The organism is Sulfitobacter sp. 1A13679, from assembly GCF_043557115.1.
Lineage (GTDB): Bacteria > Pseudomonadota > Alphaproteobacteria > Rhodobacterales > Rhodobacteraceae > Sulfitobacter > Sulfitobacter faviae.
In genome coordinates, this window is sequence record NZ_JBIFFO010000004.1 from 110,274 (window position 1) to 129,152 (window position 18,879).

Here is an 18,879-nt window from a genome sequence, read left to right on the forward strand (position 1 = left end):
TTATTCCAGCTCTTCGGTGGGCGAGGCCGATGTCTCTTCGTCGCGCAGGCGGTGCAGATGGGCGATGTAATAGCGCATATGCGCGTTATCGACGGTACGATGCGCTTCGGATTTCCATGCGTCATAGGCGCTGGCATAATTGGGGAAGATCCCGACGATATGGATGTCGTCGACATTCTTGAACGCGTTCTTGGTGGGATCGACAAGTTCGCCACCGAAAACAAGGTGCAGGCGTTGGGTCATGGAGCTGTCCTTTGATCTGTCAAAGCTGCGGTGCTGCGCATAGTGCCTAGCAGATGAGGCCGGTCACGCAAGGGCGTCGATCAGCGCGCGCTGCACCGAAGGGCCACCCGCCACGATGCCATCGACACGCGGGTCGCGGTTGTTGAACCTCAGCGCCCCGCCCGTCGCGGTGGTGCAGGTACCGCCCGCCTCGGCCACGATCAACGTGCCTGCGGCGATGTCCCATTCCCATGTGCGGCGCAGGGTGATCATCGCGTCGAAAGAGGCATCGGCCACCAGCGCCATACGGTAGGCGAGCGAGGGGCGGTAGCTGCGTTTGAACACCGGTGCCGCGCCGCCGTGCCAGCGTTCGGCCACCAGCGCGGGCCGCGCGGCAAGCACTGTCGCCTCGGCCAGATCCCTGACCTCGGAGGTGCGGATCGGCGCGCCGTTCAACGTGGCGCCACCGCCCCGGCGCGCGGCATAGAGCATGTCGCGCATTGGCAGATAGACCACTGCCGCCGTCACCGCGCCGCCCTCGGCCACCGCCAGCGAATGGGCCCAAGTGTCGGACCCCTCGACAAAGCTGCGGGTGCCGTCGATCGGGTCGATGATGAACACCCGCTCATGCCTCAGCCGGTCGGTATTGTCCTCCGTCTCCTCAGACAGCCAGCCATAGTCGGGCCGCGCGCCGCGCAACTCCGACAGCAGCAGATCGTTCACTGCCAGATCGGCTTCGGTCACCGGGCCTGCGTTATCGGGCTTGTCCCAGCGTTTCGCCGTGGCCCCGACAAAGCCGCGCGCCACGGCACCCGCCTTGCGGGCGGCGTCGATCAGGAGGGTGAGATCGTCCTCAGGCACCGGCAAGGGTCATTCCCGGCACCAGCAGCGAAGGCACGACGCGGCTAAGATGCATGCGCGCGTCATTGGCGGGGATCATCGCCCGCAGCATGTCGCGCAGATTGCCCGCGATGGTGCATTCGTTGATCGCATGGGTGATCTCACCATTCTCAACCCAGAGGCCAGAGGCGCCGCGCGAATAGTCGCCCGTGTTGGGGTTGATCGTGCTGCCGATCATGGAGGTCACCAAAAGCCCGGTACCCATCTCGGCGATCAGATCGTCGCGGCTGGCCTCGCCTTGGGTCAGCGCAATATTCCAGTTCGACGGCTGCGGGCCAGAGCCGGGGCCGCGCGCGGCGTTGCCGGTGGGGCTGAGTTCCAGCTTGCGGGCGGTGGCGAGGTCGAGTGTCCAATCTTGCAAGATGCCCTTTTCGACGATGGCCCGCCGCTGGGTCGGCAGCCCTTCGGCGTCAAAGGGGCGCGAGCCGGTGGCGCGGATGCGGGTCGGGTCTTCGATCAGGGACAGGGCTTCGGGCAGCACCTGTTCGCCCTTGGCATCGCGCAGGAAAGACGCGCCGCGCGCAATCGCCTGACCGTTGATCGCCCCCAAGAGATGCCCGATCAGCGAGGCGGCGATGCGTTCGTCAAACAGCACCGGGTAGCTGCCGGTGGGGGGCTTGCGGGCATCGAGCCGCGCCAGCGCGCGTTCGCCCGCGCGTGTGCCGATCTCCTGCGCGTCGCGCAGATCGGCCTGAAAGATGCGGCTGTCGCCGTCGTAGTCCCGCTCCATCCCGGTGCCGCTGCCTGCGATGGCGACACAGGACAGCCCGCGTTCGCTGCGGGCATAGCCGCCCTCGAACCCGTTTGTCGCGGCGAGGTAAATCTCTTGCGCGCCATAGCCTGCGCCTGCCGATTGCACTTGGCTGACACCTTTGACGGCCAGCGCGGCGGCTTCGGCGCGGGCGGCGTCCTCTTGCAGGGCTTCGGGGGAGGGTTCGGGCGTGGGGTCGCAAAGCTCCAGCTCTTCGGCATCGCGGCGGGGTGAGAGTTGATCGGGATCGGCCAGCCCGGAATAAGGGTCTTCGGGCGCTTCTCGGGCCATGGCGACGGCGCGTTCGGCCATCTCTTCGATCGTGCGCGATGACGTGTCGGAGGCCGAGACATTGGCCGAGCGTTGGCCGACGAAGACCCGCAGCCCGATGTCCGTTCCTTCGGAGCGTTCGGCCTGTTCCAGCGCCCCGCCGCGCACTTCGATCGAGACAGAGCTTGCCGTGATCGCCATGGCATCGGCCGCATCCGCCCCGGCTTTGGTCGCCGCATGAAGGAGGGACTTGGTCAATGCATCAAGGGCGTCTGGCATGGTCTGGCTCCTCTTGGGGTTGGAAAAGGGGTAATCCCCTGCCCCGCGCGGGGCAAGGGCTGGGCTCTATTTTCCCAGATAGGGCAGGCGCGGCGCAGGGCCGCGCCGCCGGTTATTTGATCTGCTGACCGTTGGCGAGGATGCCGCCCTCTTCGGTGAACTCAATTCTGGAGGTCAGGGAATCTTCGCCCTCGCCCGGTACGGTGAAGAGGCCCATCATCATCCGCGCGCCCATCGCCTGATCCTGCGGCACGAGGCCCATCGCCACCAATTTGTCGAGCAGGGCCACGCCGCCGACCAGCGACAGGTCCAGCGCGCCCACGGGTTTCGGCATGCCGGGCACGGTTTGCATATCGTCATTGTCAAAGGTGATCGCGCCCGAGGCGTCGAACTCAGCCCCGGCCACGTCCAGCGACACTTCGTTCACCTTCAGCGCGTGAATCTCGCCCGGGGCCTCATCGCCCATGGTGGCGGTGACTTCGGGGTCCATCAGTTCGAACAGCAGTTTGGCCTTGCCCGACAGGTCCACGACCAAGGTCGCCGGATCGCGGGGCAATTGGCCGGTGGGGTCGAAGATGCCCCAGATCATGTCCGACATCTCAAAACGGTCGAGTGTGACGCCAAAGGCGAAATCCTGCGGCTCTTCGGACTTCAACACCGGCATTTTGAGGTTAAAGGCGCTCTCTGCCATGCTGAACTGGATCGGGAAGGGCATGTCGGCGGCGGTCACGCTGACTTCGATGTCCTGCTGGCCGCCGTCATAAGAAAGCCCCTCAGGCCCCATGGCCACGCCGAGTTTTGCCCCGGTCGAGCTTGAGATCAGTTGAAACTCCCCATTCTCAGGGTCGGAAACCTGCATGTCGGTGCGGCCCGCGCCAGCGGTAAAGCTGCCGTCGAAGGCAAGGCCTTCGCGCATCATCGCGGCCACGTCGGCGCCTGCGTCGATCATCGGCAAGGTGCCGCTGCCGTCAAAGACCACCTGATCGACCCCGCCTGTGACGGCGACGCGGGCCGGGTCTTCGGGGGTTTTCATCACCACGTCATATTGCAGGCTGTCGATGCGGCCCGATTGGTCATAGCGGCGCGTCTCGGTCCCGGTCATCTCGGTCCGGCTGCTGACGCCGGTGCCGATCAGAGTGAACTTGGCTTCTTCCTCGGTATAGCTTTGCTCGCCCACTTTGAGCCCGGCCAGCGTGAGCGAAATGCTGTCGGCGGCATAGTCGTATTGCAGTGCCTCGGCGCTGCCGCTGGCGCGCATCACCGGCGCGGTCTGGGCGTAGTTCAATACCATCGACACCGGTTCATCCTCGGGCGTTTCGGGCGCGACGTTGATCGTCATCGGCATGACGGTGGGCATGCGGATATTGACCGCCCCGTCGCCTTCGGGCTCAAAGCTCAGCGTGCCGAGCGACATGGAGAAATCGCCGCCCTCTTCGGCCATGTCCATCTTTAGGGTCACATCGCTGACGGTCAGGTCATCGCCGTTGAAGGCTTCGCTTGCCTCGACCTCATAGCCCATGCTCTCCATATACTGGCGCCAATCGCCCCAGACGTCGGAAGGGGTCAGATCGGCCCAGAGGGGCGTCGAAGCCAGCGTGACCGGCAGGGCGAGGAACAGCGACGCGGTGGAAATGCGAGACATCGGAAAATCCTTTTCGGCAATGAGTTACGCATAGGGTCTGCCAATCCCCGCGCAGGGTCAAGCGATGCGAGGCTAGACCCGGGTTGATCGGCAGATTACCACAGCCCTCAAGCAATGTACAAAACAAGCGGAAGGATCCCCCCCCCATGGACATGACAGGCAAGACGATCATGATTACCGGCGCCAGCCGGGGCATCGGCGCCGCCGCCGCGCGCGTGTTCGCCGAGGCGGGCGGCAATGTCGCCCTGTTGGCGCGCAGTCAGGATGCCATCGCCGAATTGGCCGGAGAACTGGGCAAACAGGCCATCGCCATCCCCTGCGACGTGACCCGCTATAACGAGATGACCTCGGCGGCCGAGACCACGCGCCGGGCTTTTGGTGGCCTCGACGTTCTGATCAACAATGCAGGCGTGATCGACCCGATCTCGCTCATGGGAGAGGCTGATCCCGCGGATTGGGCCAAGGCGATCAACATCAATGTCACGGGGGTCTTCCACGGCATGCGGGCGGCGCTGCCCTTGATGAAGGAAAACGGCGGCGGCACGGTGCTGACGATCTCTTCGGGCGCGGCGCATAACCCGGTCGAGGCATGGAGCCATTACTGCGCCTCCAAGGCGGCGGCGAATATGCTGACCCAGTGTTTGCACCACGAAGAGGGCGGCAACGGCATCCGCGCCATCGGCCTGTCTCCCGGCACCGTGGCCACAGACATGCAACGCGACATCAAGGATAGCGGCGTGAACCCGGTCAGCCAGTTGGATTGGGACGTGCATATCCCCGCCGATTGGCCTGCCCGCGCGCTGCTGTGGATGTGCGGCCCGGAGGCGGATCGTTTCTTGGGTGATGAGATTTCCCTGCGCGACGAAGGCATCCGCAAGGCGGTGGGCCTGATATGATCGAGCTTGACCGCGCGGGCGACATCTGGACCGTCACGATCAACCGCCCCGACAAGGCCAATTCCCTGACCCATGCCATGCTGGTCGAATTGGCCGAGATCATGGAAGAGGCGCAGGCCGCCCGCGCGGTGATCCTGACCGGGCGCGGCAAGGTGTTCAGCGCCGGGGCCGATCTGGACGAAGCCCGCGCGGGCCTTGCGAAATCGGATGTTTGGGAGCGTCTGTCGGGTGCGGTGGCCGCCCTGCCGGGGCTGAGCATCGCCGCGCTCAACGGCACGTTGGCGGGCGGTGCGATGGGCATGGCGCTGGCCTGTGATCTGCGCATTGCGGCGCCGGGGGCGAAGTTCTTCTATCCGGTGATGAAGCTGGGCTTCCTGCCGCAGCCCTCTGACCCGGCGCGGATGGCGGCGCTGATCGGCCCTGCGCGGACCAAGCTTTTGCTGATGGGCGGGCAAAAGATCACGGCGGAAGAGGCGCTGACTTTTGGCCTGATCGACCGCATCGTCGCGGCGGAGGAGGTGCAAGAACACGCGCAGGCGCTGGCCGCCGACACAGTGGCGGCAAGTCCGGACGTCGCGCAGGAAATCAAACGGATGTGCGGCCCCGCTTAACGTTTGCGCGTGCCACCGGGCACTTTGGAGCGGAAGCCCGGCGGGCGTTTCGCCACCCATGCGGCGAATTTGGCCAACCTGGGATGGCTGCGCAGCGCTTCGGGCGTATTGTAGTGCCGCGCCAGTTCGGTCTCGGTCAGGGCGGCGTGCACCTCGCGGTGGCAGATGTGATGCATCAGCACCGTCGGTCCGCCCTTGCCACCGCGCAGTTTGGGGATCAGGTGATGCAGGCTCTGCGGCACGTCCTCGGGGATGGGCCGGTGGCAGAGCGGGCAATGTGGCACGGTTTCGCCTTGGGTCACGGTCTTCCCTTTCGCTTGCATTGCAGGGCCACGGCAGGCAAGAGGATGTGTCAAATCCTCCCTAAGGCAAGGACAGGCCCATGGCTTCCCCGTCAGACAAGCAGACCCAAGGGCGCGCCGCGTGACCCGCGCCTTGGTCATCGGGGGCGGCCCGGCGGGGCTGATGGCGGCAGAGGTCATGGCGCAGGCGGGGCTGTCGGTCACGCTTTGTGAGGCGAAACCTTCGGTCGGGCGCAAGTTTTTGATGGCAGGCAAATCCGGGTTGAACCTGACCAAGTCCGAGCCCTTGGCCCCCTTCCTCGCCGCCTACGAAGAAGCGCAGCCAGCCTTGCGGCCCATGCTGGAGGCTTTCGATGCCCAAGCGGTGCAGGACTGGGCCGAAGGGCTGGGGCAAGCGGTCTTTACCGGCTCCACCGGGCGGGTTTTCCCCCGGGCGATGAAGGCCTCGTCACTGCTGCGGGCATGGCTTGCGCGGCTGGCTGAAGGCGGGGTGACGATCAACACCCGCTGGCACTGGCGGGGCTGGGAAGGGGATGCATTCACCTTTGATACGCCCGGCGGGCGGGAAGCGGTCGAGGCCGATGTGACGGTGATGGCCCTTGGCGGGGCGAGTTGGCGGCGGCTTGGCGCCACTGGCGAATGGGCGCCCCTGCTGGTGGCGCGTGGCGTGGACCTGCAGGATTTCGCCCCGGCCAATGTCGGGCTGCTGGTCGATTGGTCACCACACATGACCCGTCATTTCGGCGCGGCGCTAAAAGGGGTGGCGTGGCGCGCGGGCCCCTACCGCTCGCGCGGGGAGGCGGTGATCTCGGCCCGTGGGCTGGAGGGGGGCGGCATCTATAGCGTCTCACGCGGGCTGCGCGAGGGGCAGGGGCTGACGCTTGATCTACTGCCGGACTTGCGGGCCGACGAGGTGGCGGCGCGTTTGGCAAAGCCGCGCGGCAAGGACAGTCAGGCCAACCATCTGCGCAAACGGCTGAAGCTGAGCCTCGCCCAGATCGCGCTGCTGCAAGAGATGGCCCGCCCGCTGCCGCAGGAGGCCGAGGCGCTGGCCGCCTTGCTGAAAGACCTGCCTATCGCCCACGCCGGGCTGCGCCCGATGGATGAGGCGATTTCGACGGCGGGGGGGATACGGCTCGACGCGCTGAACGCGGGGCTGATGCTGCGTGCGCTGCCGGGCGTCTTTGCCGCAGGGGAAATGCTGGATTGGGAAGCGCCCACGGGCGGCTATCTGATCAACGGCTGTCTGGCGACCGGCCATTGGGCAGGCCGCCATGCTGTGGAATGGGCGCGGGGTTAACCGTTTTCCTTGGTCATCGCGGCGAGGAAAGCGGGGCGCTCGCGCAGGGATTTCGCCCAGAGGTTCAGCTTGTCATCCACCCGTGGAAACTTCGCGCCGATGGACCAGTTGATGCAATGCACCGCCAAGAGGTCGGGCAGGGTGATCTGATCCCCCATCAGGAACGGCCCCTCAAGCCGGTCGGACAGGGTTTTGGCGGCGCGTTCGAACTCGGCCTTCAGACTGTCCTTGATCGCTGGCACGCGGGCCTCTTCGGGGAAGACGAAACTGTGCTTTGCCGCGGCCCAAAGCACCGCGTCGAATTCGTCGATCAGCCAAAAGGTCATCGCATCCTGCCGCGCCCGCGCGGGCGTTCCGGCGGGGGCGGTGAGCGCTCCGTGTTTGTCGGCGAGATAGGTCATGATGGCAACGGAATCGGTCAGCACCTCATCGCCATCCACCAGCGCCGGGATCTTGCCCGAAGGGTTGTATTTGCGCGCCTCGTCCGAGCGGGGTGCCGCGGGGTTCAAATCGTAGGGCTGGCCCAATTCTTCGAGCATCCACATGACGCGAAAGGCGCGGGTCTTGGTGCCGCCGATGACTGTGTACATTGAATTTCCTCTCCCAAAATCAACGTTGTGCGCCCAGCATCGCCAGACGGATAAAGGCCCGCTCTACCAGCGCCAGCGCCGGGGCGTGCTGGCCTGCGGAGCGCAGCTTGAGGTCCGTCTCGGTCAGCACCGCCAGCGCGGTTTCCAGCTTTACCGCGCCCCAGTTGCGCGCCTGTCGCATCGCACGGTCGCGGTCGCGCACGCCGTAGATCGGCGCGCCGGGATTGGCGGCGATGCGGTAGAGAGTGCGGAAATGCCGGGTGGCCATGATGGTCAGGGTCACCGGGTTCACGCCTTGGCCTTGCAGCTTGCTCATCACCGGGCCGATCTCGGCGGCGCGGGTCTCGGCCACCACATGCAGGATGTCGTCGACCTCGGCCTCGGTCGAGGTGGGGGCGCAGGCGGCGATGTCATCCAGCCCGATGTTGCTGCTGTCGCCCAGTTTATAGAGCGTGATCTTCTCCAGCGTTTGCCGGAAATCGCCGGGGTCGAGGGTGCGGGCCAGATCGGTCAGGGCGGCCATGGCGTCGGCCTCAGGCGTGAGCTTCGCGTCCTTTAGCATCTGCTCGATCTCGGCCCGGTCGGGCGGGTTGTCGTAGATCGCGGTGGCAAAGGCGTTGGGGTGGCTCTCAAAGGCCTTCAGCACCTTTGAGGTCTTCTTGAGATCGCCGCCGGTGACCACGATCTGCGCATCGCCGGGCTGCCATTCCTTCAGCGCGTCGAGCAGGATTTTGGCGATATTGTCATTCGCCTCTTCCACCAGCGCGGCACGCGGGCCGGGGAAGAAACCGACCGCCTTGATCGCATCCAGCAGCATCGCCGGATCGCGGCGCAATTCGCCCGCGGGCATCCGGCTGAGGCGCATTTCCTCTTCGGCATTGGGGCCGAGCAGGTTTTTCAGGAATTCCTGCCGTTTCAGCGCCACGCGCATCGCGTCGCTGCCATAGATCAACAGCCCCGTGCGTGCGGGATCGGGCCGCGCGAAATAGGGTTTCGCCTCGCGCGGGGGCAGTTTCATTGGGGCAGGTCGGCCGCATAAAGGCGGCTGATCACGAGGTCCGCGAGGATGGTCATCAGACGTTCCTGCGCGTCCAGTTCCGCCGCGCGGGTCGCCACGGTGGTGCCGGTGGCGGAATAGCCGGTGAAGCTTTCGACCTTGCCCGAGGTCACGATCTGCCCGCTGTCGAGGTCACGCAGCGCATAGGCGGTGGTGCCGACAAGGTTGTAGCGCCGCGTGTTGCCTTCGCTGTCGATGGCCAGCCCGTCTTCGACCGTGGTGGTGGTCAGCGCCAGCCCCCAGCGGGGGGTGGCGGCACGGCCAAGGCGGCTTTCCACCTCGCGCACCAGAAAATAGCCAAAGCGGTCTTCCGGCGCGTCCACCAGCACGCGGTTTTGCAATGCCGTGCCCGCGCCGCCGGGTCCATAGACCGGCTCGAACCCGCAGGCGGCAAGCGCCAGTAGGGGCAGGGCCAGCAGGAAGCGGCGGCGCATATGGGTGGTCTTAGGCAACGACATTCACAATCCGTCCGGGCACGACGATGACCTTTTTCGGCGTGGCCCCGTCCAGCGTTCGAATGACAGCTTCATGCGCCAGCGCGGTTTTTTCAACCTCTTCCTTCGGCATATCGGCGGGCACTTGGATTTCCGCCCGGCGTTTGCCGTTGATCTGGATCGGCAGGGTCACGGTGTCGTCGACCAGCATCTTCTCATCCGCCTTCGGCCAAGGCGCCTTAGTGATCAGCCCTTCGCCGCCCTGATGCGCCCAAATGTCTTCCGACAGGTGCGGGGTCATCGGCGACATGAGCTGCGCCAGCGTCATGATCGCTTCGCGCTGCGCGGCATAGCCCGCCTTGGATTTCTGCAAGGTCGCGGTGAAGGCATAAAGCTTGGCAATCGCGGCATTAAAGCCAAAGGATTCGATGCCCATGGTCACGTCATGGATCGTCTTATGCATGGCGCGCAGCAGCTCGTCGTCGCCCGAGCCCGCCGCCTCGCGGTCCATCTCGGCCACGCGGTCACAGATGTTCCACACGCGCGAGAGGTGTTTATAGGCGGCTTCCGCGCCGGAGGCGGTCCATTCCACGTCCCGCTCGGGGGGCGAATCGCTCAGCACGAACCAACGCGCGGTATCGGCGCCGTAGTTCGAGATGATGTGCAGCGGGTCGACGACGTTCTTCTTGGACTTCGACATCTTGGCGGAAGGGATGATCTCAACCTCGGTGCCATCGGCAAGTTTGCCATCACTCACCTCTTCGGGCAGGTGATAGACCGGGCGGCCATTTCCGTCGCGGGTCTGGTAGATCTCATGCGTCACCATGCCTTGGGTAAAGAGCGCGTCGAACGGCTCCACCGCGCTTTCGGGCAGGTGGCCGGTGATCTGCATCGCACGAGCAAAGAAGCGCGAGTAGAGCAGGTGCAAGATCGCATGTTCGATGCCGCCGATATATTGATCGACGTTCATCCAGTATTGCGCGTCTTCCATGACGGTCGGCGTCTCGGCACGCGGCGCGGTGAAACGGGCGAAATACCACGAACTGTCGACGAAAGTGTCCATCGTGTCGGTCTCGCGCAGGGCGTCCTTGCCACAGGCGGGGCAGGCGCAGTTGCGCCATGTCGGGTGCCGGTCGAGCGGGTTGCCCGGCGTGTCGAAGCTGACATCGTAAGGAAGCTCGATCGGCAGGTTTTCTTTCTTTTCCGGCACCACGCCGCAGTCGTCGCAATGCACAACCGGAATCGGGCAGCCCCAGTAGCGCTGGCGCGAGAGGCCCCAGTCGCGCAGGCGGTATTTGGTGACGCCTTGGCCGATGCCATTGTCTTCGCAAAAGGCGATGGCGGCATCGACGGCCTCTTCGCCGGTCTGCCACTGGTCGCCCGCGAAGCCCCGGTTGTAGAACACCTTTTCGGTCTTCGGCGGGACGAAAGCGGCGTCCAGCTCGGGCGCGGCATCCTCGGACGGCAGGAAGGTAGAGATAATCGGCAGGTCGTATTTCGTGGCGAACTCGAAGTCGCGCGGATCATGCGCCGGACAACCAAAGATCGCGCCGGTGCCATAGTCCATCAGGATGAAGTTGGCGATATAGACGGGCAGTTCATGGGCCGTGTCGAAGGGGTGGCGGACGCGGATGCCAGTGTCCATCCCCAGCTTCTCGGCGGTCTCGATGGCCTCTTCCGTGGTGCCGCCCTTGCGGCACTCGGCGCAGAAGGCCGCCACGGTTTCGTCGTCCCGCTCCAGCGTTTTGGCCAGCGGGTGGTCGGGCGAAATGCCGACAAAAGACGCGCCCAGCAGCGTATCGGGGCGGGTGGTATAGACTTCGATGCGGTCGAAGCCCTCGGGTGCTTCGATGGTCGAGAAGGCAAACTGCAGCCCGCGCGATTTGCCGATCCAGTTCGCCTGCATCAGCTTTACCTTCGCGGGCCAGTTGTCGAGGCTGTCGAGCGCAGAGAGCAACTCTTCGGAGTGGTCCGAAATCTTAAAGAACCACTGCGTCAACTCGCGCCGCTCCACCGGCGCACCAGAGCGCCAGCCGCAGCCGTTTTCGACCTGCTCGTTGGCCAGCACGGTCATATCGACCGGATCCCAGTTCACCACCGCGTTCTTGCGATAGACGAGGCCCTTCTCGAGGAAGTCCAAAAACAACGCCTGCTGCTGGCCGTAGTAGCCGGGATGGCAGGTGGCGATCTCGCGGCTCCAGTCAATCGACAGGCCGAGAGGTTTCATCTGCTTTTTCATCTCGGCGATGTTGTCATAGGTCCAATCCGCCGGGTGGCCGCCGATGGCCATGGCGGCGTTCTCGGCGGGCATGCCGAAGGCGTCCCAGCCCATCGGGTGCAGCACGTTATGCCCGGTCGCGATCTTGTAGCGCGCGATCACGTCGCCCATCGTGTAGTTGCGCACATGGCCCATGTGGATGCGCCCCGAAGGGTAGGGGAACATCTCAAGCACGTAGTATTTCGGCTTGTCAGCGTTGCGAACAGCCTGAAAAATGCCGTCCTTTTCCCAGGCTTGCTGCCAGCGGGCTTCGATCTCGGCGGGGGTATAGCGGGGCATGAGGGGACCTTCGTGACATGAAAAACGCCGGGCTGCTGTTTTCACAAGGCCCGGCGTTGGAACGGTGTTGAGTTAAGCGGGCTCAGAATTTGCTGTCGGATACGCGCATCTCCCGCGCCCGGCTGAGGATCGCATCCTCGACCGCGCGGGTGGTGGCCCGTGCCACGGGCTGGCCGCCCGAAGATTGCAGCGCCACATTGAGCGAGCGTGCATCAAGCGCCGGATCGTCGATCAGCACGGTGGCGCGATAGGCACGGCCACCGCCCGGAGGGGTGCCGTAGCCTGTGACGATAACCCCGGTGAAAGGATCGACCGATTGCACAGGCAGGAAGTTCAGCACTTCGAGCGAGGCCGACCAGAGGTATTTGTTCACCGAAACGCTGGTGTCTGTGTTCTTGCGGTTGAAGATCGACCAGATCGTATTGTCGGGATTGGTCTCAATGTTATTGGGATTGTTCGGATTGGTGTATTGATCCGGCCGATCTGTGGCCGGGCTGCCAAAGCTCCCGCCACAGGCGGTCAGCGCGCTGAGCGCCAGAACGGAGATTGCCATCTTGCAAGCGGTACGAAGGGCCATTGCAGCTTTCCTTTGCCTGTTTGCGCTCCGGTCTATCCAAGCAGGCCCTTATCGGCAAGGTCTATGTCATAGGAGCGCGCTGCGCGGCATCGGGCGCCGCCATAGGCAAAGGCGCGGCCCTGGGGTGGGGGGAACTGTGGCATAGCTGCACCAACCCCGGCGACATTGCGGGTGGGGAGGCCGTGAACCTTGCCAAGTGCAGGGGATTGGGGGCAAACAGCCTGCATACCCTTACCGGATTCCCCGGTCTGGGCATATGAATTCAAACCGAGGGAAAACTCATGAAAAAAGTTCTCTTCGCTACAACAGCCCTGGTTGCGACCGCCGGTGTAGCAGCAGCAGACGTGACATTCGGCGGCTACGGCCGTTTCGGCATCATGTACAACGACAACGACTCCACTGGTGGCGACAGCGACACAGACGTTACTTCGCGTCTGCGCCTGCAGATCGACGCGACAGCTGAGTCCGACGCTGGCGTTGTCTTCGGTGCGCGTATGCGCATCCAGCAGAACAACTCTGACGACAACGTGAACGTCGCCAAAGGCCCTGATGGTGTTTACGGTACAGCTGACGACGTGACCACAAGCGGTGGTCCTGCCGGTACAGGCATCAACGGTGTGCGTTTCTTCGCTCGCACCGGTGGCTTCGAAGTTGGCGTTGGTAACATCTTCGGCGCTCTGGAATCCATGCCGGGTCAGTACCCCGTCGACATGGGTCTGACCGGTCTGGGCTATGACTACACTGCGTTTGATGACCGTGGCGACCAGTATTCCTCTGGCGGTAACGGTGCAGCTGGCTCCAACGGCGTTGAAGTCCTTTACTCCGCTGGTGATCTGGCAGTGCACGTGTCGGCTTCCGACATCAACGACCGCGTTGCTGGTTACGTTGCTTACACATGGAGCGGCTGGACCTTCGCAGTTGGTGGCCAAGACTCCGACGCGGCAAGCGACACCGAGTGGACAGCGACAGCTGGCGGTTCCTTCGGCATCGCAGACGTAACTCTCGCCTATGCTGATAACGGCACCGGTGGTGACCGCGTTGTTCTGGCTGGCCGCTTCGACGTAGGCGCTGCAACAGACATCGAAGTCTATGTTGCTGACAACGACGGCGGCACAGAAGACGACACCGGCTACGGCATCGACTTCAACCACGACTTGGGCGGCGGCACCTCGCTGCGCGGCGGTGTGGTTAAGCAGTTCGACGGCGACACCGTTGCCGACATGGGTGTTCGCTTCAACTTCTAAGTTGAACGACATACTGTGAATATTGGGGCAGGCCTTTCGGTCTGCCCCTTTTCTTTTGTTCGATGCTGTTGTTTTCTGCGCGCCTGACATGGAGGGCCGAAAATGAGTCTGAGCGACATCCAAAATCGCATTTCGAAAGCCGAAGCCGATGCAGGCCGCGCGGCCGGGTCGGTCAAGCTGATCGCCGTCAGCAAGGTTCAGCCCGATGCGCGTGTGCGTGCGGTCTTGGAAGAGGGTCACCGCTCTTTCGGAGAGAACCGCGTGCAAGAGGCGGCGGGCAAATGGCCCGGCTTTCGCGAGGATTTTGACGGCATTGACCTGCACATCATCGGCCCATTGCAAAGCAACAAGGTCCGGCAGGCGATGGAACTGGCCGAGGCGATCCACACGGTCGACCGCCCCAAACTGGCCAAGACCATCGCGCGGCTCGCGCAGGAGATTGGCCGCTGTCCCGACCTCTTTATTCAGGTGAATACGGGCGAGGAAGAGCAGAAAGCCGGCGTGATGCCCCGCGACGCGGATGCGTTCATCGCCGAGTGTCGCGCGCTTGACCTGCCGATCAAGGGGCTGATGTGCATTCCGCCGGTGGATGAGGCGCCGTCCCTGCATTTCGCCTTGCTGGCCAAGATCGCTGCGCGCAACGATCTGAGCGGCCTGTCGATGGGCATGAGCGGTGATTTTGAGCAGGCCATCGCGCTTGGGGCGACCCATGTGCGTGTGGGCTCCGCCATCTTCGGCGAGCGGGTTAGCGGATAATCAACCGCGTTGCCGGACCCACATGCGCGGCGATTTCATGCAGGTCGTTCCGTGCAAAGGCGATGCACCCCTCGGTAGGATAGCCCGGCCGCCGCCATTGGTGAATAAAGATCGCAGAGCCGCGGCCCGCCGTGGCATCGGGCCAGTTCCAATCGGTCAGGATCACCAGATCGTAAAGCGGATCGGCGCGGCGCAGGGCCTCATGGCTATGGGGGTAGGGCGCGCGGACGCGGTGGTTGTAATCGGGTTGGCCACTGGCATCTGACCACAGATCGCCCGGACCGATCGGCTGGGCCCAAGCGCTTGGCGCCGGGATGCGGTCAGGCCGGTAGAGCATTCCCACCAGACGATGCACCCCGCGCGGCGTGGCGCCATCGCCCTCGCGTTTGTCATCGGTCAGCCCGCCCTTGCCGATACTACAGGCATAGCGCCGCCCTTGAAACCGCAGCCCCGTCGGCGTCAGCACCATGTCGTTCGGGGTCATAGCAGATGCCCCGATTTCGCGGCTTTGGTGGCGAGATAGGCGCTGTTGTGGCGGTTCTCGCCCACGGCCAGCGGGACGCGCTCGGTCACGGCGATGCCGCTTTGCTCCATCATGCCCACTTTGCGGGGGTTGTTGGTCAGCAGGCGCACGGCGGAGAACCCCATCGAGCGCAGGATGTCGGCGCCGAGGCGGAAGTCGCGCTCATCATCCTCGAACCCCAGCCGGTGATTGGCCTCGACCGTGTCAAACCCCTGATCCTGCAAGGAATAGGCGCGCATCTTATTGGCAAGACCGATGCCGCGCCCCTCTTGGTTGAGGTACAAAAGCACACCATGCCCTTCGCCGCCCATCTGCGCCAGCGCGGCGCGTAGTTGTGGGCCGCAGTCGCATTTCAGGCTGCCCATCAGATCACCGGTGAAACAGGCCGAATGCAGGCGGCAAAGCACCGGTGTGTCGCGGGCAGGGCGGCCGATTTCGATGGCGTAATGCTCTTCGCCGCCATCCTCGGGGCGGAAGATATGCAGGCGCCCGGCCTCGGAGACCTCCATCGGCAGGCGCGCGTTCACCACCGGATGCAGCGCGCTGCGCTCGGCAAGGATCGGGGCGGCGGCGGTAAGGTCGATCAAGGTCAGACCATGCGTCCGCGCGAAATCGGCCCCCTGCGGCAGATCAAGCACCAGTGCGGCGGGCAGCATCCGGGCGGCTTTCACCAGATCAATCGCGGCGCGATGCGCCGCCGTATCGCCGCCTCGCGCGGTCTGAAGTGGCCCTTTCATCGGGGCGCGCATGTCATCCGCCGGGTCGGCGATGCTTTGCACCCAAGCAGGTGTCGCCCCCTCAGGCAGCAGCACCCGGGCGAGATTGCCATCATAGGCCCGCGCCTTGAGCGTTTCGGCCCGCCGCGCGGTGATCGCCAGCACCGGCGCACCGCCCAAGGCCAGCACATCCGCAAGGCGCTGTGCGGTCAGCGTCTCTGCTGCCAGCACGAGGGCAGCTTGCGCGCCATCCGCCAGAATCACGGGCACGCCCATGCGCAGATCGGCCCGCGCACGCGCCAGTTGTTCGGTGATGTCCGGGGCGAAACTCATGGTTTGTTGCAACTCCGCAAAGGCTTCCCGGTCTATCTAGGTTATATCGCAAGGAATTGAAACATTTCACGCTTTGTTGACACGAGGCTGTGAGACAGTGGTCACATCCCTTGTCCGGGCCCCGCCCAAGGCGCATGTATAAGATAACAGACGGAGAGACAGATGGCCCAGCTTAAGAAAATCCTGCTTGTCGATGACGACGATGACCTGCGCGAAGCGCTGAGCGAGCAGTTGATCATGACCGAGGATTTCGACGTTTTCGAAGCGGCCAATGGCACCGAGGCGATGACCAAGGCGAAAGAGGCGCTTTACGATCTCATCATCCTCGACGTGGGCCTGCCCGATACCGATGGCCGCGAGCTGTGTCGCCTGATGCGCAAACAGGGGGTGAAAAGCCCGATTCTGATGCTCACGGGCCATGACACCGATGCCGACACGATCCTCGGCCTTGATGCCGGGGCGAATGACTATGTCACCAAGCCGTTCAAATTCCCGGTCCTGTTGGCCCGCATCCGCGCGCAGCTGCGCCAGCATGAACAGTCCGAAGATGCCGTCTTCCAGCTGGGGCCCTATACGTTCAAACCCGCGATGAAGGTGCTGACGACGGAGGACGACCGCAAGGTGCGTCTGACCGAGAAAGAAACCAATATCCTCAAGTTCCTTTACCGCTCCAACGACGGTGTGGTACCGCGCGATGTGTTGCTGCATGAGGTCTGGGGGTATAACGCGGGCGTCACGACGCATACGCTTGAAACCCATATCTACCGCCTGCGGCAGAAGATCGAGCCTGACCCCTCGAACGCCCGTTTGCTGGTGACGGAATCCGGTGGCTATCGCCTGATGGCATAAAAACCGGGAACCAATTCCGACCGCCGTGGTTGGAATACCTGAGAGGCGGGGTTTTCATGACCCGCACCTCGGTTTGAAGCCCGACTTTTGTACCCGGGTAAAGGTACATACCTCCCTGTTGGACTGGCCGGGCCTTTGTGCCCGGTCTTTTTTTGGGGGGGGAGATCGTCGCCCCGGACCGAAATCAAGCCGTGGACGATGGCCCTCACCGCAAGGAAGCCCCATTTCCGCATGGCACCCCCGCGCCGCCCGCGTTACTGTGCCGAACCACCCCCAGACCGGAGCCTCCCCCATGTCCTTTACCCTCGCCACTTGGAACATCAACTCCGTCCGCCTGCGCGAGCCATTGGTGCTGAAACTGCTGGCCGAACACGGGCCGGATGTCCTCTGCTTGCAGGAATGCAAAAGCCCCGTGGACAAGATCCCCGTCGAGGCGTTCAAGGCGGCGGGCTACACCCATATGGTGGCGCGCGGGCAGAAGGGCTACAACGGGGTGGCGATCCTGTCGAAACTGCCGCTGGTGGACGCGGGCGATCAGGATTTCGCCATGCTGGGCCACGCCCGCCATGTGGCGGCCAAGCTGGAGAACGGCGCGACGATCCACAACTTCTACGTCCCCGCAGGCGGCGACAAACCCGACCGCGAGATCAATGAGAAGTTTGGCCAAAAGCTCGATTACCTGTCGGAGATGCGCGACTGGTTCCATGGCGACAAGCCCGAGAAGTCGATCCTTGTGGGGGACCTCAACATCGCCCCGCGTGAGGATGACGTCTGGGATCATAAGAAGCTGCTAAAGATCGTCAGCCACACCCCGGTCGAGGTCGAAGCGCTTGGCGCGGTGCAGGATGCGGGCAATTGGGTCGACATCACGCGGCAGGATGTGCCGGAGGGCAAACTCTATAGCTGGTGGTCCTACCGCGCCGCCGATTGGGATGCCGCCGACAAGGGCCGCAGGCTGGATCATATCTGGGCCACATCGGATATCTCGCAGGCCGGGCACTCTAGCCACATCGTCCGCGATGCGCGCGGTTGGGAGAAACCCAGCGACCACGCGCCGGTTTTTGCCAGTTTTGACCTTTGAATCGCGCCCCTGCACGTCCATATAAGGCCAAACGCGATTAGCGAGGATAACAGCATGACCGACCTGAACCTTTCCACCGCCGCCCCCGCGGATGCCGATCTGATCAAGGACACGACCGAGGCGACCTTCATGGCTGATGTGGTCGATGCCTCGCAAACGGTGCCGGTGATCGTTGATTTCTGGGCGCCGTGGTGCGGCCCTTGCAAGACGCTTGGCCCGATGCTGGAAGACGCCGTGCGCGCGGCCAAAGGCGCGGTGAAGATGGTGAAGGTCAACGTCGATCAGGCCCAGAACATCGCCGGTCAGTTGCAAATCCAATCAATCCCGACGGTCTATGCCTTCTACAAAGGCCAGCCGGTCGACGGTTTCCAAGGCGCGCTGCCGCAGTCCGAGATCAAAGCCTTCGTCGACCGTGTGGTAAAAGCGGGGGGCGGCGAAGCGCCCGGTGACACGCTGGCCGATGCCGTCGCCGCCGCCGAAGAGATGCTGGCCGAAGGGGCCGCCACAGATGCGGCGCAGACCTTTGCCGCGATCCTAGAAGAAGACCCGATGAACGCGCCTGCCTATGGCGGCATGGTCCGGTCCCATATCGCCATGGGCGCCTTGGATCAGGCCGAGGCGCTGCTGAACGGCGCGCCGATTGAAATCTCCAAGGCTCCCGAACTTGAGGCCGCCCATGCCCAGTTGCAACTGGCCCATCAGGCCGCCGATGCCGGCCCCGTGGCCGAGCTGACCGAGAAGGTCGAGGCCAATCCCGACGACCATCAGGCGCGCTTCGATTTGGCCCAAGCGCTCTATGCCCATGACAATGCCGAGGCTGCCGTCGAGCACCTGCTAGAGCTTTTCCGCCGCGATCGGGAGTGGAACGAAGGCGCTGCCAAGACGCAACTTTTCACTATTTTCGAGGCACTTAAGCCCAATGATCCGGTGGTGCTGAATGGCCGTCGCAAACTGTCATCAATGATATTTGCCTGAGGCCTCGGTCGCGC

At 63.9% G+C, this 18,879-nt stretch carries 20 protein-coding genes; 8 read left to right on the forward strand and 12 right to left on the reverse strand.

Annotated elements, in window-relative coordinates:
- The 4 genes from ACGYLA_RS04895 to ACGYLA_RS04910 form a co-directional block, all read right to left on the reverse strand.
- Window positions 1–243, reverse strand: coding sequence for a DUF4170 domain-containing protein (locus tag ACGYLA_RS04895; protein ID WP_067262181.1), 243 nt, complete (start codon window positions 241–243; stop codon window positions 1–3).
- A 63-nt stretch (window positions 244–306) separates the two neighbouring features.
- Window positions 307–1,083 (reverse strand): 3'(2'),5'-bisphosphate nucleotidase CysQ, encoded by a 777-nt coding sequence (locus ACGYLA_RS04900; RefSeq protein WP_394430905.1) that lies wholly within the window; start codon window positions 1,081–1,083, stop codon window positions 307–309.
- Window positions 1,076–2,422, reverse strand: a complete 1,347-nt coding sequence (locus tag ACGYLA_RS04905; RefSeq protein WP_394430759.1) for a TldD/PmbA family protein — start codon at window positions 2,420–2,422, stop codon at window positions 1,076–1,078. The genes ACGYLA_RS04900 and ACGYLA_RS04905 overlap by 8 nt, the downstream gene beginning before the upstream one ends.
- Before the next feature lie 112 nt (window positions 2,423–2,534).
- Window positions 2,535–4,064: a DUF2125 domain-containing protein gene (locus tag ACGYLA_RS04910; protein ID WP_394430761.1), complete on the reverse strand. Its 1,530-nt coding sequence runs from the start codon at window positions 4,062–4,064 to the stop codon at window positions 2,535–2,537.
- Window positions 4,065–4,210: 146 nt separating this feature from the next.
- On the opposite strand from ACGYLA_RS04910, the gene ACGYLA_RS04915 reads away from it, so the two are divergent.
- Both ACGYLA_RS04915 and ACGYLA_RS04920 read left to right on the forward strand, forming a co-directional pair.
- Window positions 4,211–4,960, forward strand: coding sequence for an SDR family oxidoreductase (locus ACGYLA_RS04915; RefSeq protein ID WP_394430763.1), 750 nt, complete (start codon window positions 4,211–4,213; stop codon window positions 4,958–4,960).
- Window positions 4,957–5,571 (forward strand): enoyl-CoA hydratase/isomerase family protein, encoded by a 615-nt coding sequence (locus ACGYLA_RS04920; RefSeq protein ID WP_394430765.1) that lies wholly within the window; start codon window positions 4,957–4,959, stop codon window positions 5,569–5,571. The genes ACGYLA_RS04915 and ACGYLA_RS04920 overlap by 4 nt, the downstream gene beginning before the upstream one ends.
- Here ACGYLA_RS04920 and ACGYLA_RS04925 read toward each other — a convergent pair.
- Window positions 5,568–5,873 (reverse strand): HNH endonuclease, encoded by a 306-nt coding sequence (locus ACGYLA_RS04925; protein ID WP_231886283.1) that lies wholly within the window; start codon window positions 5,871–5,873, stop codon window positions 5,568–5,570. The genes ACGYLA_RS04920 and ACGYLA_RS04925 overlap by 4 nt on opposite strands.
- Window positions 5,874–5,994: 121 nt before the next feature.
- Here ACGYLA_RS04925 and ACGYLA_RS04930 point away from each other — a divergent pair, with 121 nt between their 5' ends.
- Window positions 5,995–7,173 (forward strand): TIGR03862 family flavoprotein, encoded by a 1,179-nt coding sequence (locus ACGYLA_RS04930; protein WP_394430767.1) that lies wholly within the window; start codon window positions 5,995–5,997, stop codon window positions 7,171–7,173.
- On the opposite strand, the gene ACGYLA_RS04935 is transcribed toward ACGYLA_RS04930, so the two are convergent.
- From ACGYLA_RS04935 to ACGYLA_RS04955, 5 genes are all read right to left on the reverse strand, one after another.
- The gene (locus ACGYLA_RS04935) at window positions 7,170–7,763 is read right to left on the reverse strand and encodes a glutathione S-transferase family protein (RefSeq protein ID WP_394430769.1); all 594 of its coding nucleotides are present in this window, start codon (window positions 7,761–7,763) and stop codon (window positions 7,170–7,172) included. The genes ACGYLA_RS04930 and ACGYLA_RS04935 overlap by 4 nt on opposite strands.
- A 19-nt stretch (window positions 7,764–7,782) precedes the next feature.
- Window positions 7,783–8,781: a DNA polymerase III subunit delta gene (gene holA / locus ACGYLA_RS04940; protein WP_394430771.1), complete on the reverse strand. Its 999-nt coding sequence runs from the start codon at window positions 8,779–8,781 to the stop codon at window positions 7,783–7,785.
- On the reverse strand, window positions 8,778–9,278 hold the full coding sequence (lptE, locus tag ACGYLA_RS04945; protein WP_271688836.1) for an LPS assembly lipoprotein LptE: 501 nt from the start codon (window positions 9,276–9,278) through the stop codon (window positions 8,778–8,780). Before lptE ends, holA begins: the two co-directional genes overlap by 4 nt.
- On the reverse strand, window positions 9,265–11,811 hold the full coding sequence (gene leuS, locus ACGYLA_RS04950; RefSeq protein WP_394430773.1) for a leucine--tRNA ligase: 2,547 nt from the start codon (window positions 11,809–11,811) through the stop codon (window positions 9,265–9,267). Before leuS ends, lptE begins: the two co-directional genes overlap by 14 nt.
- Before the next feature lie 82 nt (window positions 11,812–11,893).
- On the reverse strand, window positions 11,894–12,388 hold the full coding sequence (locus ACGYLA_RS04955) for a DUF3576 domain-containing protein (protein ID WP_067261722.1): 495 nt from the start codon (window positions 12,386–12,388) through the stop codon (window positions 11,894–11,896).
- A 281-nt stretch (window positions 12,389–12,669) separates the two neighbouring features.
- Here ACGYLA_RS04955 and ACGYLA_RS04960 point away from each other — a divergent pair, with 281 nt between their 5' ends.
- Together ACGYLA_RS04960 and ACGYLA_RS04965 are read left to right on the forward strand one after the other, a co-directional pair.
- Entirely contained in the window at window positions 12,670–13,632 is a 963-nt protein-coding gene (locus tag ACGYLA_RS04960) for a porin (RefSeq protein ID WP_271688838.1), read from the forward strand.
- A gap of 102 nt (window positions 13,633–13,734) precedes the next feature.
- The gene (locus ACGYLA_RS04965; RefSeq protein ID WP_394430775.1) at window positions 13,735–14,388 is read left to right on the forward strand and encodes a YggS family pyridoxal phosphate-dependent enzyme; all 654 of its coding nucleotides are present in this window, start codon (window positions 13,735–13,737) and stop codon (window positions 14,386–14,388) included.
- Here the strand turns inward: ACGYLA_RS04965 and ACGYLA_RS04970 are convergent.
- Complete coding sequence (locus ACGYLA_RS04970) at window positions 14,378–14,872, reverse strand: L,D-transpeptidase (RefSeq protein ID WP_394430777.1); 495 nt, start codon at window positions 14,870–14,872, stop codon at window positions 14,378–14,380. The genes ACGYLA_RS04965 and ACGYLA_RS04970 overlap by 11 nt on opposite strands.
- Window positions 14,869–15,960, reverse strand: a complete 1,092-nt coding sequence (ribA, locus tag ACGYLA_RS04975; protein WP_394430779.1) for a GTP cyclohydrolase II — start codon at window positions 15,958–15,960, stop codon at window positions 14,869–14,871. The genes ACGYLA_RS04970 and ribA overlap by 4 nt, the downstream gene beginning before the upstream one ends.
- Window positions 15,961–16,122: 162 nt before the next feature.
- Here ribA and ACGYLA_RS04980 point away from each other — a divergent pair, with 162 nt between their 5' ends.
- The 3 genes from ACGYLA_RS04980 (at window position 16,123) to trxA (ending at window position 18,865) form a co-directional block, all read left to right on the forward strand.
- Entirely contained in the window at window positions 16,123–16,809 is a 687-nt protein-coding gene (locus tag ACGYLA_RS04980; protein ID WP_067261731.1) for a response regulator transcription factor, read from the forward strand.
- Window positions 16,810–17,101: 292 nt separating this feature from the next.
- The gene (locus ACGYLA_RS04985; protein WP_394430781.1) at window positions 17,102–17,890 is read left to right on the forward strand and encodes an exodeoxyribonuclease III; all 789 of its coding nucleotides are present in this window, start codon (window positions 17,102–17,104) and stop codon (window positions 17,888–17,890) included.
- Window positions 17,891–17,944: 54 nt separating this feature from the next.
- Window positions 17,945–18,865, forward strand: coding sequence for a thioredoxin (gene trxA, locus ACGYLA_RS04990; RefSeq protein WP_067261734.1), 921 nt, complete (start codon window positions 17,945–17,947; stop codon window positions 18,863–18,865).
- Window positions 18,866–18,879 lie beyond the last annotated feature (14 nt).

What these genes read in the sequence shown, in the direction of transcription:
- ACGYLA_RS04910 (WP_394430761.1), bottom strand. Translation starts at nt 4,064, where the DNA reads ATGTCTCGCATTTCCACCGCGTCGCTGTTCCTCGCCCTGCCGGTCACG.
- trxA (WP_067261734.1), top strand. Translation starts at nt 17,945, where the DNA reads ATGACCGACCTGAACCTTTCCACCGCCGCCCCCGCGGATGCCGATCTG.
- ACGYLA_RS04970 (WP_394430777.1), bottom strand. Translation starts at nt 14,872, where the DNA reads ATGACCCCGAACGACATGGTGCTGACGCCGACGGGGCTGCGGTTTCAA.
- ACGYLA_RS04905 (WP_394430759.1), bottom strand. Translation starts at nt 2,422, where the DNA reads ATGCCAGACGCCCTTGATGCATTGACCAAGTCCCTCCTTCATGCGGCG.
- ACGYLA_RS04960 (WP_271688838.1), top strand. Translation starts at nt 12,670, where the DNA reads ATGAAAAAAGTTCTCTTCGCTACAACAGCCCTGGTTGCGACCGCCGGT.
- ACGYLA_RS04955 (WP_067261722.1), bottom strand. Translation starts at nt 12,388, where the DNA reads ATGGCCCTTCGTACCGCTTGCAAGATGGCAATCTCCGTTCTGGCGCTC.
- holA (WP_394430771.1), bottom strand. Translation starts at nt 8,781, where the DNA reads ATGAAACTGCCCCCGCGCGAGGCGAAACCCTATTTCGCGCGGCCCGAT.
- ACGYLA_RS04920 (WP_394430765.1), top strand. Translation starts at nt 4,957, where the DNA reads ATGATCGAGCTTGACCGCGCGGGCGACATCTGGACCGTCACGATCAAC.
- leuS (WP_394430773.1), bottom strand. Translation starts at nt 11,811, where the DNA reads ATGCCCCGCTATACCCCCGCCGAGATCGAAGCCCGCTGGCAGCAAGCC.
- ACGYLA_RS04980 (WP_067261731.1), top strand. Translation starts at nt 16,123, where the DNA reads ATGGCCCAGCTTAAGAAAATCCTGCTTGTCGATGACGACGATGACCTG.
- lptE (WP_271688836.1), bottom strand. Translation starts at nt 9,278, where the DNA reads ATGTCGTTGCCTAAGACCACCCATATGCGCCGCCGCTTCCTGCTGGCC.
- ACGYLA_RS04895 (WP_067262181.1), bottom strand. Translation starts at nt 243, where the DNA reads ATGACCCAACGCCTGCACCTTGTTTTCGGTGGCGAACTTGTCGATCCC.
- ACGYLA_RS04985 (WP_394430781.1), top strand. Translation starts at nt 17,102, where the DNA reads ATGTCCTTTACCCTCGCCACTTGGAACATCAACTCCGTCCGCCTGCGC.
- ACGYLA_RS04915 (WP_394430763.1), top strand. Translation starts at nt 4,211, where the DNA reads ATGGACATGACAGGCAAGACGATCATGATTACCGGCGCCAGCCGGGGC.
- ribA (WP_394430779.1), bottom strand. Translation starts at nt 15,960, where the DNA reads ATGAGTTTCGCCCCGGACATCACCGAACAACTGGCGCGTGCGCGGGCC.
- ACGYLA_RS04935 (WP_394430769.1), bottom strand. Translation starts at nt 7,763, where the DNA reads ATGTACACAGTCATCGGCGGCACCAAGACCCGCGCCTTTCGCGTCATG.
- ACGYLA_RS04965 (WP_394430775.1), top strand. Translation starts at nt 13,735, where the DNA reads ATGAGTCTGAGCGACATCCAAAATCGCATTTCGAAAGCCGAAGCCGAT.